A 13935-nucleotide genomic window follows, 5' to 3' on the forward strand; every position below is an offset into this window, starting at 1 on the left:
CTATGGTGAATGTACAAGCGCAGCTAAACAAGCTGCAAAGCAATGGCGTCTCGTTGTCTACCGCAGAATTATTACGCTACCAGCAGTTAGCTAAGCTGTTTAGTTTGGCGCCTAAACGTATGCCACAAGCTAAACTTGCTGGAAGTTATCTCACCAAGCACAAAGGCCGAGGCATGGAGTTTGATGAGGCCCGGCATTATCAGCCCGGTGATGATATTCGCGCTATCGATTGGCGCGTTACTGCGCGCACGGGTAAAACTCACACTAAAGTGTATCGGGAAGAGCGAGAGCGCCCGGTTTTTCTATTCTGCGACTATCTACCTTCAATGGCATTTGGCACGCAGCTGCTTACTAAAGCGGTGCAAGCCGCGCATGTATCTTCATTAATAAGCTGGTCTGCTGCCGCTCGTGGCGATAAGGTCGGCGCACTGGTATTTAACCAGCAACAGCACAAAGAAATTAAACCGCTTACCCGCAAAAAAGCCGTGTTGCACGTGTGTCATGAACTTATGGCATTGCACGAACAGAGCGCGCAATCTGAGCCGGACAAAGACAAAGACGAACAAGCTTTTGCCGATGCGTGCGCTAGGGCAAGACGTTTAGCAAGACCTGGGAGCTTGGTTTATCTCGTGTCAGACTTTCAGCATTTAAGTACCCAAGCTATTCAACACTTAAGTCACTTAACACGACACTGTGAAGTAAGGGCTATCGTAATTAACGATCCTATAGAACACGCCTTACCACAAACCACTTCATTACAAACCGTCAGCGTTTCTGATGGCCAAAACCAACAACGCTGGGTGTTAGGCGACAATACCGAGCAACAGCAATATCAAAAATGGCGCAGTGAACACAACAGCGCAATTTATAGCGCCTTGCGTAAAAACAATATCGCTCGATTCAGTGTTTCAGCGGGCCTTCCTTTAGACGAACAGCTTCAGAGTATGCAGCAAGAACAGAGGTTGGAGCTTAATTAATGCAAAGCAGTATTTTTTCAACCCATTTTTTATCAAACTTTCTATCTAGTTACACAAAATCAGCTGCTCAATCGATGCCGCCGGCAAATCAAATGCCAGTGCCCCCTCAGCAGCAAGACCCACTAGCTCAACTGCGCGATATACACGTACCTACAGAGGTCAACATTTGGCCATTAGATTGGGGTTGGTGGGTCGCTATCGCAGTAGTCTTAATTGCTCTATTTTGCCTATATAAAGCTATCACTGCCCACCTACGTCACAACAAGGCGCGTAAGCAAGCTTTAGCCTTACTTGAATCGATTTCGGCACAACAAAGCAATTGGCCCGTGGCGTTAAACTCAATTCTAAAACGCACGGCTATGAGCTATTACCCAACTCAGCAAGTAGCTGGGTTATACGGTAAACAGTGGCAAGCGTTCTTAACCTCTGCATTGAAAAGTAGTGATAGAAAACTTGAAAGTGATTTAGGTTTATTAGTAAGCAATGTTTATCAAGCCACCCCCAACCCTAGTGATTTTGAAACCTGCAAAGGGGCAGTAAAAAACTGGCTTTCAAAAGCCAAACTGCCAAAAAACAAGGGGGCTTACAGCGGTGTGAATGATGGCGGTCTAAACGATGGCAGCCCTCATGATAAACAAGCCAAGGAGCCGCATCATGCTTAATTTTGCTTGGTGGTGGGTCTTTTTCGTACTCCCCTTACCTATTATCATTCGCCTGCTTTCTAAAAAAGCACAAGACATGCCCATGGCTGCACTGCGGGTTCCAAGTTTACGACCTGGCGATGTGTCAGAGCAAACCCAGTTGAAACAAACCAAAATACCGCTGTTGGTAAGTAGCTTGATATGGCTGCTGCTAGTGACGGCTGCCGCGCGTCCTCAGTGGTTAGGAGAGCCTGTTAGCATACCAAACGAAGGTCGAGAAATGATGTTAGCAGTAGACTTATCGGGCAGTATGAAGATAGATGATATGCAGCTAAATGGCCGACAAGTTAACCGTTTAACCATTACTAAGTCGGTGGTTTATGACTTTATTCAGCGTCGCGTTGGCGACAGAATTGGCCTTATCTTATTTGCCGATACCGCGTACGTTCAAGCGCCGCTTACCTATGACAGAGGTACGGTTTCTACACTTCTGAGTGAAGCTGTCATTGGGTTGGTTGGCGAACAAACGGCCATAGGCGATGCGATAGGTTTAGCGGTGAAGCGCTTTGACGAACGGGAAGAGTCTAATAACGTATTAATTCTTCTTACCGATGGGCAAAATACTGCAGGAAATATTACCCCCGAGCAGGCGAAAGAGTTGGCGATTAGTAAGGGTGTGAAGGTTTACACTATTGGTGTGGGTGCAGATAAAATGCTGATCCAAAGCTTTTTCGGTAGCCGACAAATAAACCCATCGCAAGAACTTGATGAAGGCATGTTAACCGACATTGCGACTAGCACTGGCGGCCAATATTTTAGGGCTCGAAATGCCCAGGAACTTCAGGCTATTTATCAACAACTTGACGCGCTTGAGCCTATTGAAGGTGAAACGCGCAAGATGCGTCCATTGAGCGCACTGTTTTACTATCCCCTTGGTGCTGCGATATTACTGTCAGCACTATGGGCATTCTTGACGGTTCTTTTATCAACATTTCGTTGGTTCGCACAAAGACGAATTAACTCGTCAAAGCAACACCCGAATTCAGTTGATTCAATACAAGCAGCTCAAACAAATAGGGAGACGAAGTAATGGAATTCGACTTCTTAAACCAATTTCATTTTTTACGCCCCGAATGGTTTATCGCGCTCGCTCCCTTGATGCTGCTTGTGTTTTTAATTAGAAAAACCACGGCTAAGCAATCTGGCTGGCAATCTGTGATCCCTTCTCACCTATATCAATACATGGTGATTGGAAAAAACGAAATGGGCGCAAAACCTCCAATGTGGATGCTTGCTCTTGTGTGGATTATAAGTGTGATAGCACTCGCTGGCCCAACGTGGGAGCGCCTGCCGCAGCCGGTTTACCAGTTGAAAATGGGACACGTTATAGTCATAGATATGTCGCTTTCAATGCGCGCTACCGATATGACGCCAGACAGGCTAACTCGCGCTAAATATAAAGCGATAGACCTAGTCAACGCTATTGGTGAAGGAGAAATGGGCTTGGTTGCTTACGCTGGCGATGCGTTTGTCATTAGCCCCTTAACCGAAGACGCAGGAAATATCACAACCCTTATCCCAAGCCTGTCACCGGAAATTATGCCCGTGCCTGGCAGCGACCCACTCCTAGGCATAGAGAGTGCGTCAGAGCTTCTCACAAATGCCGGATATAACTCAGGCATGATCTACTGGATTACTGACGGAATAGAATTAGAACAACAACAAGAGCTTCAGGAGTATGTGGCTTCTATTCCTTTTACAGTAAATGCACTTACTGTTGGGACATCTGAAGGCGCGCCTATCCGCCAGCAAAGCGGCGAGCTATTAAAAGACTTCACCGGCAGCATCGTTATATCCAAGTTAAACGAAGGCGCAGTGAAAGGCGTGGTTAAAACGAGCGGCGGACGCTTTGAATCTTTTACATCAAACGACACCGACATTGATGCCCTCGCCTCGGTATCTCTACTAGATAAAAGCGACAGCGAAGAGAACGAAGAAGAGAGTAATTTGCAAGGAGACCAATGGAAAGAAGTTGGCCCTTACTTGCTGCTTATACTTCTACCGTTTGCCGCCTTTGCATTCAAACGCGGGTTAGTTTTCATCGTGTTGGTGGGTTTACTTAGCCCCTCTATGATTAAAAACGCCCATGCTCTGCAACGCGCCCAAGCCTCAGAAATTGCTGGCACGTCGCAAGGCATAGACGCACCAGAAGATACTCTAGAGATGACAAATAAACCTGATTCACTTTCATGGTGGCAAACGCCATTTATGAATGACAACCAGGAAGCATTGAACAGTTACCAAAGAGGCAAGTACAAAGACGCAGTTAATCAGTTTAATGACGACACCTGGAAAGCATCATCACTTTATAAATCAGGTGACTACGAAGGTGCATTAAATGCCTTCAAGAACATTCCTGGCCCCGAGAGTCTTTACAATCAAGGCAATGCACTGGCAAAACTCGGTAAACTTGAAGACGCTATTAAGAAATATGATCAGGCGTTAAGCGAAGCACCCGATTTCGACGATGCAAGAGCCAACAAAAAGATTGTCGAGGATTTGCTGAAACAGCAGCAACAGCAGAATCAGGAGCAAAACCAGAACGAAAATGGCGATGACGGCGAACAGAGTGACTCGCAGGATAATGGCCAAGATAGCTCTGATAACTCTGATAGCCCTAATAGCAAACAGCAATCAGGGGACCAGAACAATCAGGAAGGTTCAAACGAGCAGAATGATCAGCAAGACGATAATGAGGGTCAACAGTCTGACCAAAGCCAAGCTAACGATGAACAGCAAAATGGCGGAGATAACTCGCAACAGCCTGATGATTCCGAGATGAACAGTCAGAACGAGTCATCAGGCTCTCAGCAGCAAAATGCAGAACAGGAAGAGTCTGATCAAGGTCACAGCGCGCAAGCACAAGAAAACGAACAACAAGCAGAGCAGGAAGCACAGGCTATGCAAGGTCAAGAAACCGAGCTTACCGACGCAGAAAAAGAAGAGTTGCAGCGAATGGAGAGTTTAATGCGCCGCGTGCCAGACGATCCTGCATTCTTACTAAAACGAAAAATGCAATTAGAAGCACAAAAACGTCAGCGTCAACGTATGCCTTCAAACCGGAGTGATTGGTAGATGAGAGCCTTATTACAATCTACACGTATAGTTTTTTATTTACCCTACTTGTAAATGCGGTGGCTTATGCCGATGTAAATTCGCTGGAAGCCACCATTGATAGAAACCCTGTCATGTTGGATGAAGCGATTCGCTTAACGGTTACCGCAGACGGCAGCGCGGACAGAGATGCATTCGACAGCTCTCCCCTGCTTAAAGATTTTGTTGTCGGCAGAACATCGGTAAGTAGCCAAACCTCAATCGTCAATTTCGACACCAAGCGCACCACCGTTTGGACCACTACGTTATTTCCCCGAAAGGAAGGCTCGTTCACCATTCCTCCATTAACCATTGAAGGAAAATCAACCAAGCCTATTCAAGTTAAAGTAATACCAGTTCAAGAACAAAGTAACGTGGCAAGAGACTATTTTGTTACCACGGATATCGACTTGAAAGAGGCCTATTTGAATCAACAGCTGCTTTATACGGTTAAGCTGTTTCTTTCTAGCAATATTGAGCGCGGCAGTCTACAAGCGCCAGAAATGCAAAATGCGGAAATTACCCAGTTAGGTGAAGACAAACAGTATACCGATATAGTAAACGGTAAACGGTATCAAATTATTGAGCGTCAATTTGCCGTTGTACCTCAAGCATCCGGTGAATTCACACTAAGAGGCCCTATCTTTACTGGCGAAGTAATGGCAGCCAATACTAACCAACGTTTTGGCTTCTTCAACCGTACCCAGCAAATCAATCGGGTTGGGCCCGACATTATGGTAAACATTAAGCCCATTCCTCAAGGGATAGATTACCCTTGGTTGCCTTCTGAAATGGTGCGAGTGGATGAAGAATGGCCACAAGGTGATAGTTTTGTAGCAGGTGAACCAGTCACCCGTATTGTTACGCTAACCGCATTGGGCGTAGTAGAAGAGCAGCTTCCTGATATTCCTGAGTTTTATCCGCCAAACTTTAAGCTGTATCCTGATCAATCTAATACTACGACAGTCGAAAAAGACCGGAGCTTAATTTCACAGCGCCAAACGTCGCTGGCAATTATTCCTACGCAGCCGGGTAACTTTGTCTTACCTGAAATTACTATCCCTTGGTTTAATACGCTTACTCAGCAAACTGAGTATGCCACTATACCCGCTCGTTCAATTACGGTAACGCCAGTATCTGGCGCAAATAATGCCAATACTCCGAATATGCTAAACACTCCATCAGCCAGTAGTGCAAGCAATGAAGATATTAAAAATGATATAACGTCAGCTACAACACAGCCTAACGCTAGTGCTAGCAATGGGAATAAACCTTTAGACAGCGCTTCAGGTGAAGTCGATACTGACGAAAATACCCAGCTTAATTGGATGGTTACTGGTGCACTATTAGCGTTGTTCGTTGTTGCGCTTGCGGGGTGGGTATTTACTTACAGAAAGCTTAAGCAGTTTCAGATGATGGGGCCTGGGACCACTAACAAAACCGGTTCTGCACAGCGCTTCCACTCTTATGCTCAGTGGGATGAAAAAGCACAATTCCAAAACCTAATGTCAGTAATAAAGGCAAAAGACACAAGCTCACTTACGCCCGTGCTTAAACAGTGGATAACCGCACTAACTTCGGGTAAAGCGCAACTTTCGCAGTTTGAAGGAATCAACGGCAGTGTTAATGAACTCTATGCACTGCGGTTCTCAGCCAGAAAAACTGATGCGCACGACCAATCTAGGCAAATGACGGAGGCTTTAGAAAAACTTTCATCGGAAATAAAGCTTGCTCGCAACGAATGGAAGCAGAAAAGCACTGGAAGCAAACACACGTTATCTAACTTATATCCTGCTTCATAAAACGCATTTCATTTGCCAATACACTAGAATTTGCGTAATGAAAGCCCTTGCAACTAGCTAAATCTCAGTGGCAAGGGCTTCGTAACAGAAATGTTTGCGTTTGAGAAACAGTCGAGCCTTTGAGCCTTATTGTCCTCTTTAAGGCTTATTAATCTTTGAAGCTTTAGCTCATAAAAATAATCAATTAAACGCGACGGGGAATATAATGAAGAAAGCACTAATAAAGCTAACGCCAATTGCGTTGGCCATTACCACGCTTACGGCTTGCTCTCCTGCAAGTGAAACCGCTAAAACAGCGCCAGAACCTATTAAAACAGAACAGCCAGCCGGGCAGTCTGAATCAGAGCGCCTTAATGCGTTCTTCGAACGTACTTTTGAAGAAGATCTTAAGCGTTCGCCATTATTTCAAAGTTACTTGGGTAAAAAATGGGACTATGACAAATGGGATGACATCAGTGACGAAGAAGCTGACGCTCGCATTGCCATCGCCAAAAACCGACTAGAAAAGCTTAATAGTTTTGACACCAGTCAGTTAAGTGAACAGGAACAGCTAAGCTTGCGCCTGTACAAACTAGGTATTGAGCGCGATTTAGCTAACGACGAATTTCGACATCACCGTTACATTGTACATCAGTTCCGCGCCGCACATACACAAGTGCCTAGCTTCCTTATCAACATTCACAGCGTAAAGAGTAAAGAGGACGCTAAGGCATACATTGGACGACTAGACAATGTACGTACGTACTTTGATCAAGTTATCGAACAAATGAAAGTTCGCGAAAAAGCCGGCGTATTCCCCCCAGCATGGGCCTACGATCAAATGATTGATGCGTCAAAAAACGTGATCACCGGCGCACCATTTGATTCTAGCGAAATACCTTCAACTATCTGGGAAGATTTTCAAAATAAAGTAAATAGCCTGGATGTTACAGAGGCGGAAAAAACGACGTTATTAGGTGAAGCGAAAGCCGCTTTGGTAACGTCAGTCATGCCGTCATACGAGAAGTTTATTGAAGAACTCGCTCATCAAAGGGAAATCACGCCCGAAGGCGATGGTGTGTGGCGCTTACCCAATGGTGATCAATGGTATCAGAATCGTCTAAACTGGTTTACCACTACAGACCTAACCGCTGAAGAAGTCCATCAAATTGGCTTAGACAATGTAGAGCGCATACACGATGCAATGCGCGACATTATGAAACAAGTAAAATTTGAAGGCACCCTTCAAGAGTTTTTCGTTTTCATGCGTGAAGACGAGCAATTCTATCTACCTTCAACAGATGAAGGTAGACAGCAATACCTTGATATGGCGGAAACCGCCATAGACGACATGCGAGAAGCTATCCCTGAATACTTCGGTATTCTTCCAGAGGCGCCCATGATTGTTAAACGGGTTGAAGCATTCCGCGAACAATCTGCGGGCAAGGCGTTTTATCAAAGCCCGGCGCAAGATGGCAGCCGCCCAGGTATTTATTACGCAAACCTTTATGACATGAAAGCAATGCCTACTTATCAGTTAGAGGCGCTGGCGTATCACGAAGGCATCCCAGGTCACCACATGCAGCGCGCTATTGCACAAGAGCTAGAAGGTGTGCCTCAATTCCAGAAATTCTTGAGCTTTACCGCATACACAGAAGGTTGGGGCCTATATACCGAAGAACTTGCAAAAGATATGGGCTTTTATGAAGACCCTTATTCTGATTTCGGTCGTCTAGCCATGGAGCTTTGGCGCGCTTGCAGACTTGTGGTTGATACGGGTATTCATGCGAAAAAGTGGACGCGTGAAGAAGCCGTAGATTACCTTGTTGAAAATACGCCAAACCCAGAATACGATGCGCAAAAAGCCATTGAGCGCTACATTGCTATGCCAGGTCAGGCTACGGCCTATATGATAGGTAAACTGAAAATCATGGAACTTAGAGAGCATGCCCAAGCTGAACTTGGTGAAAAGTTTGATTGGAAAGACTTCCATGACGAGGTGTTGAAGTACGGTCCAGTCCCACTGTTTATTTTAGAAGAAAACATTAATGCTTGGATTACTTCCCAAAAAAGTGCCTAGTTTTTCGAACTAGGTGCTCTGATCACTGAAAATAAAATGAAAACGCGCCTTTCGGCTAACGAAATGGCGCGTTTTTTATGTCATAGTGAGAAAAAATTAAGTTTTTGGATTTTTTTATGTTTGAGCGAAATAAATCCGATAATGCTCAGGTCTTATCGGGTATGAAAGCAAAACACCAAAGATATGAAGCATTAGTAAAGGCATTTCACGCCGACATCTACCGCTATGCATTTTGGCTTATTAAAGACCAGAGCATTGCTGAAGATGTTGTTCAGGAAACCTTTTTACGTGCTTGGCGCTCATTAGACGCCCTAAATGATGAAAAAGCAGCAAAGTCATGGTTAATTACCATTCTTCGCCGCGAAAACGCCCGTCGATTTGAACGCAAACAGTTCGACACAGTAGATATTGATGATTGCCATATTCAAGATGACACACAACATGCAGATGGGGACTTGAAAGATAGAGAGCTTCAGCGACTATTAGGTGGATTGAGTGTGGAGTATCGTGAACCCTTAATACTCCAATTGATTTTCGGTTTTAGTGGTGAAGAGATCGCCAACCAGTTAGGGCTTAACAAAAACACGGTAATGACTCGCCTTTTCAGAGCGAGGAATCAACTAAAAGAGGCATTAGAGAAGCAAAATGAACAGAGAGGTCGTGTAAATGGATGAGTTAGAATTTAGGCGTCGTATCTACGCCGATCCAGAAACGACTGACAGTGATGTTGTAGAAGCGGCAAAAGCGGATGAAAGTAAACGCAGTTTCTGGAATGAACAAAAGCAGTTAGATAAGCAATTAAAGCAAGCATTGAAAGTCGATGTACCAGAGGATTTCGCAAGCAAACTAATATGGCAGCAGTCTGCAGACGAATTCACCCGTTATAAACGCAGAAGTCGCTGGTATTTAGCCATGGCTGCATCAGTTGCCTTTACAGTAGGCATTGGCCTTACTATGTGGTATCACCAGCCGCTTAGTATTGGCGGGCAAGCACTTGCCCATATGCAGTACGCAGAAATGGAACACGCTCATTCGTTGCTTCCTGTTGATTTGAACATGGTTAACGCAAAGCTAGCAAGCTTTGGTGGCAGCTTTAGCGAAATGCTCGACGGTGTAGAGGTCGCAAACTATTGCCATTTGAGCACAGTTAGAAGCCTTCACCTGATTGTGAATACGCCGCAAGGCAAGATGTCGGTATTCGTAGTACCTGAACGTGGAGATGTCTCCGTACCAAGCGAGTTTGCCGATGGTCAGTACCACGGAGAGAGCATTAAAATGAAGCATGCCAATGTAATGATTGTTGGCGATAAAGATGCTGATTTAAGCGATATGAAAAAGGCGGTGTCAGAAAGGATTCAATTCTCTGCTTAACACACGTTAAGTGACTGTAAAGTGTTCCAAAAAAGTGCGTATCTTTAGCACTTCCCTTCGTCGGCCCCCCTATGGGCCGATTTTTTTGCCCAAAATTATGATGAAACCCTGTTCAATAAAACTTATACTCCGACTTAAAGGTTAAAACGTCCGTTTTAATTTCAGTTAATCACTTCATTCACTTACCCGCAGTAAAGAGGTCTCCATCACAATGAGCGCTTGGTTTCGTTTTACAAGTCTGATGGTTTGCACACTTTTTATCGCGTGTTTCAGTCCCTCTACTAACGCCTTACAAGATAAATATCCGACCAACATTAGGCAAAAAAGTTACATTCATATAGCCACCTTGCCGCCGTAACAATTTATCATTGGAACAGAAGCTCGGAAATAGATAACAAGCAGATTTCAACTATGATTGAGAATCTGAACATACAAGACGATATCAGTAGCGAAGGGATAATTTTTAGACACATATTGGCTACCGCCACGGCAAACGAAACTCTCGAACCACGAGTACAAATTTTTGTAAAATCCCCCCTATTGGATTCTCACTGGCAAGAGTTAAAGGCGCTCAACCCTGAGTTATTCTCAGCTGCGAAAGCGTATTACATATATGCTAGAGCCGTTAATGACTTTGACGGTTCACCACTGCGCATAAATTCAACTGTTCCAGCACTAAGAAGATTGAAGTTAGAAGCGCTAGATACAGGAAACCGAGTCGCTACAGCTATAGCTAGTATTTGGCTTTCAATGGAACTCACTCTAGCAAGCCCAATACAGGCAATTAATGAATTTGAATATTCATTGCTCTATTTACCAACGCGTTCATCAACGCTTTCATTGGAGAACGCGCTTGACCGGGCTACTGCTCATCAATGGCTTAGAGCAGCGTACATAGAGTTATCGGTGCCTAGCAGGGCGTATTTTCACGCTATGAGTATCATTGAGGAAAGTAACAAAAACGATCAAGCCTTAACGCTAGCTTACTTCGCTGCTGTAGACGCGCTGATGTTTCAGTCCGAATACTCAAGAGCATTAGAGCTTGCGAACAAAGCGCTGATTACCGCTCAAAACCGGAATTCAGAACATGAAAAATTCATAATTCTATTTCAAAAGCTTAAGGTCTTGCTTCAAGGCTTTCGAGGAGCGCAAGAGAGTGAAATAAATTCGACATTAGATCAATTGAATTCAATAGATATTGACGTAATTGAATCTAAATCCAAAGAGCTCTCCTACCTATTTCAATCCTATGTAGCAGCATTGCAAAATAGACAGAGTGTTTTAGAAACCGCCATTAGCAATTATAAGCGATCGTTAAACGACTCTTCACAATCGTCCGAATTCAAATTAGAGCGAATGATACGGGGAGAACTTGAACTTTCCAGACTTTACGATTTTATTGGTGACTACGAAAAAGCATATGAGCATTCGAAAACCTACAATAGGCTTCTTGTTGAAAAAAACACTGAGCAATTCAAGTTGTCAAATTCTTCGTTTACCGACGGTATTGCGAAAGATATCGAGTTAGCGCGATATCGACAAAAAGAACTCACTGTGCTCAGAAGTGAAAAAGATGGCCTTTCTACCGACAAAGAAGCAATGAAAACCACCATTTTTGCGTTGATTATCACAATTCTCATCATTCTTGCACTTTGGCTATGGATTTCAAAACGACAGAGCGACTTGCTAGCTGAGCGTGACTCACTTACCGGTGCTCTCACGCGACGAGCTATGCTAAACAGTTTGAAAAAAGCACTGAAAGTGCAATAAAGCGTCCTGTATTGCTCTACTTGATGTCGACAACTTTAAAAAGATTAATGACAAATACGGCCACGTTGTCGGTGATGAAGTGTTGACTACCTTTACGCAGATTATCAAAAACCGAATTCGTAAGTCAGACAAGCTCTGCCGATACGGCGGCGAAGAGTTTTTGATTTACTTTTCCGACTCCGACCAAAGGTCTGCTAAGCGAATTCTGGACGAGCTGAATTTCACGCTTTCTCGCCAGAAACACTGGCGCAATACAAAAGAAATGTTTTCCGTGAGCTTTTCTTCGGGTCTGTTAGACGTCAACGGAGAAACCAACCTAGACACCATTATCAAGATGTGCGATGAGCTTCTCTACAGAGCCAAAAGAGAAGGTCGAGCGCGCGTTGCATCTTTTCCAATTTAACCTTTCGCCAAACTTTATTTACGAATTACCGTATAGAAAACATGCAAGGTCGCTGACTGACATAGAGACTCTATGTCATAGGTGTTAGCATGAAAGAAAAAACATAGGGAATTTATATGGCTACTGGCACGATAATCTCGTTGGGTTTGTATTTTGTTGTAATGTTAGGGATAGGCCTTTTCGCTTATCGGCAGACAGACACCAACGTAGAAGGCTATATGCTTGGCGGCCGCCAACTAGGCCCCGCGGTAACCGCGCTTTCAGCAGGTGCATCGGATATGAGCGGATGGATGCTCATGGGCTTACCCGGTGCAATGTATGTATCAGGCTTATCTGCTGGCTGGATTGCCGTTGGTTTGACACTCGGTGCTCTGGCAAATTATATGTTAGTTGCTCCACGCCTTCGCGTTTACACTGAAGTAGCCAACAACTCCATTACCCTCCCCGACTATTTTGAAAATCGCTTCGCTGACAACACGCGTTTATTGCGCGTTATAGCCTCTGTGGTTATCGTTGTCTTCTTTACGCTTTACACCTCTTCTGGTGTGGTAGCTGGCGGAAAGCTCTTTGAGACATCATTTGGATTAACTTATGAGACCGGCTTATACGTTACCGCGGGTGTCGTCGTAGCTTATACCCTCGTAGGCGGTTTCATGGCAGTAAGCATGACCGACTTTGTTCAGGGGTGTATCATGTTTGTATCTCTCATTATGGTACCTGCCGTTGTTATTAGCGAGTTGGGTGGAATCGGCGCGTCAATTGACGCATTAGATACCATTAATCCGGCGCTTTTCGATGCGTTTATGGATGCGTCTACCAATGAAGCACTAAGCGTAATAGGTATTGTTTCACTGATGTCATGGGGCCTAGGTTATTTTGGTCAGCCTCATATCATTGTGCGTTTTATGGCGATACGTTCTGTTAAAGATATACCAACTGCGCGCAATATCGGTATGAGTTGGATGATTGTGTCGATTATTGGTGCGTTAATGACGGGGCTTTTCGGCCTTGCCTATGTAACAGGTAACGGAAACGAAATCGATCCAGAAACCGTCTTCATCTACTTATCTCAAATTCTATTCCACCCGCTTATCGGTGGCTTCCTGCTCGCTGCGATTTTAGCGGCGATCATGAGTACTATTTCTTCTCAGCTGTTGGTAACCTCAAGTTCACTAACCAGTGACTTTTATCAAGCCTTCCTAAGACGTGATGCGTCAGATGGCGAGCTCGTTATTGCTGGTCGAGTCAGCGTAGTAGTTGTCGCGCTCGTAGCAATCTATCTAGCTTATGATAGAGACAGCACCATTTTAACGCTTGTAAGTAATGCTTGGGCTGGCTTTGGTGCAGCCTTCGGACCGCTTGTACTATTTAGCCTGTTTAAGCGTGAAATGACTCGCCGTGCTGCATTAGGTGGTATGATCGTTGGTGCAGTGACGGTGTTACTGTGGATTTATCTTCCTATTGAAATCGGCGGCCAAAAGCTTGGTGACTGGATGTACGAAATTGTCCCTGGGTTTATTTTATCTAGCTTAACCATCATGATTTTAAGTAAATCTGGCTCGCCAAGAGAAGGTGTGGTTGATACGTTCGACGCTTTCCAGACCAAATTGAGTGAAAGGTAAGCGAACGATACGAAATAAGTCATTCGCAACGAAAATGAATAACAAGCCCTGTTTAGGTTACTAAACAGGGCTTTTTTCTTTTCATAGGCCTTGAAAAAAGTGGCTTATGCTTCAATTGCATGACAGTTTTATTTAAT

Annotated in this window: 11 protein-coding genes; all 11 read left to right on the top strand. The window is 44.5% G+C overall.

Annotated elements, in window-relative coordinates:
* The first annotated feature begins 2 nt into the window (after positions 1-2).
* Positions 3-977, top strand: coding sequence for a DUF58 domain-containing protein (locus KUL49_RS08645; protein ID WP_131137031.1), 975 nt, complete (start codon positions 3-5; stop codon positions 975-977).
* Positions 977-1639 carry a DUF4381 domain-containing protein gene (locus KUL49_RS08650; protein WP_131137032.1) on the top strand — a complete coding sequence of 221 codons (663 nt, stop codon included), beginning with the start codon at positions 977-979 and terminating at the stop codon, positions 1637-1639. Before KUL49_RS08645 ends, KUL49_RS08650 begins: the two co-directional genes overlap by 1 nt.
* Positions 1632-2708, top strand: a complete 1077-nt coding sequence (locus tag KUL49_RS08655; RefSeq protein ID WP_131137033.1) for a VWA domain-containing protein — start codon at positions 1632-1634, stop codon at positions 2706-2708. The genes KUL49_RS08650 and KUL49_RS08655 overlap by 8 nt, the downstream gene beginning before the upstream one ends.
* Positions 2708-4753: a VWA domain-containing protein gene (locus KUL49_RS08660; protein ID WP_131137034.1), complete on the top strand. Its 2046-nt coding sequence runs from the start codon at positions 2708-2710 to the stop codon at positions 4751-4753. Before KUL49_RS08655 ends, KUL49_RS08660 begins: the two co-directional genes overlap by 1 nt.
* Positions 4747-6573 (top strand): BatD family protein, encoded by a 1827-nt coding sequence (locus KUL49_RS08665; protein ID WP_242633779.1) that lies wholly within the window; start codon positions 4747-4749, stop codon positions 6571-6573. The genes KUL49_RS08660 and KUL49_RS08665 overlap by 7 nt, the downstream gene beginning before the upstream one ends.
* Positions 6574-6778: 205 nt before the next feature.
* Positions 6779-8632 (top strand): DUF885 family protein, encoded by a 1854-nt coding sequence (locus KUL49_RS08670; protein ID WP_131137035.1) that lies wholly within the window; start codon positions 6779-6781, stop codon positions 8630-8632.
* A gap of 116 nt (positions 8633-8748) precedes the next feature.
* Positions 8749-9306 (top strand): sigma-70 family RNA polymerase sigma factor, encoded by a 558-nt coding sequence (locus KUL49_RS08675; RefSeq protein ID WP_131137036.1) that lies wholly within the window; start codon positions 8749-8751, stop codon positions 9304-9306.
* Positions 9299-10003, top strand: coding sequence for a DUF3379 family protein (locus tag KUL49_RS08680; protein ID WP_131137037.1), 705 nt, complete (start codon positions 9299-9301; stop codon positions 10001-10003). Before KUL49_RS08675 ends, KUL49_RS08680 begins: the two co-directional genes overlap by 8 nt.
* 411 nt (positions 10004-10414) lie before the next feature.
* On the top strand, positions 10415-11773 hold the full coding sequence (locus tag KUL49_RS08685) for a hypothetical protein (protein WP_242633780.1): 1359 nt from the start codon (positions 10415-10417) through the stop codon (positions 11771-11773).
* Between the two features lie 43 nt (positions 11774-11816).
* Complete coding sequence (locus KUL49_RS21125; RefSeq protein ID WP_242633783.1) at positions 11817-12176, top strand: GGDEF domain-containing protein; 360 nt, start codon at positions 11817-11819, stop codon at positions 12174-12176.
* Positions 12177-12292: 116 nt separating this feature from the next.
* Positions 12293-13798, top strand: coding sequence for a sodium/proline symporter PutP (gene putP, locus KUL49_RS08690; protein WP_039233331.1), 1506 nt, complete (start codon positions 12293-12295; stop codon positions 13796-13798).
* Positions 13799-13935 lie beyond the last annotated feature (137 nt).

The organism is Alteromonas sp. KUL17 (genome assembly GCF_006538305.1).
Taxonomy (GTDB): Bacteria; Pseudomonadota; Gammaproteobacteria; order Enterobacterales; family Alteromonadaceae; genus Alteromonas; species Alteromonas macleodii.

Bases quoted from the DNA above. Each gene is read 5' to 3' on its own strand.
- KUL49_RS08645 (WP_131137031.1), top strand. From the start codon at position 3: ATGGTGAATGTACAAGCGCAGCTAAACAAGCTGCAAAGCAATGGCGTC.
- KUL49_RS08650 (WP_131137032.1), top strand. From the start codon at position 977: ATGCAAAGCAGTATTTTTTCAACCCATTTTTTATCAAACTTTCTATCT.
- KUL49_RS08655 (WP_131137033.1), top strand. From the start codon at position 1,632: ATGCTTAATTTTGCTTGGTGGTGGGTCTTTTTCGTACTCCCCTTACCT.
- KUL49_RS08660 (WP_131137034.1), top strand. From the start codon at position 2,708: ATGGAATTCGACTTCTTAAACCAATTTCATTTTTTACGCCCCGAATGG.
- KUL49_RS08670 (WP_131137035.1), top strand. From the start codon at position 6,779: ATGAAGAAAGCACTAATAAAGCTAACGCCAATTGCGTTGGCCATTACC.
- KUL49_RS08675 (WP_131137036.1), top strand. From the start codon at position 8,749: ATGTTTGAGCGAAATAAATCCGATAATGCTCAGGTCTTATCGGGTATG.
- KUL49_RS08680 (WP_131137037.1), top strand. From the start codon at position 9,299: ATGGATGAGTTAGAATTTAGGCGTCGTATCTACGCCGATCCAGAAACG.
- KUL49_RS08685 (WP_242633780.1), top strand. From the start codon at position 10,415: ATGATTGAGAATCTGAACATACAAGACGATATCAGTAGCGAAGGGATA.
- putP (WP_039233331.1), top strand. From the start codon at position 12,293: ATGGCTACTGGCACGATAATCTCGTTGGGTTTGTATTTTGTTGTAATG.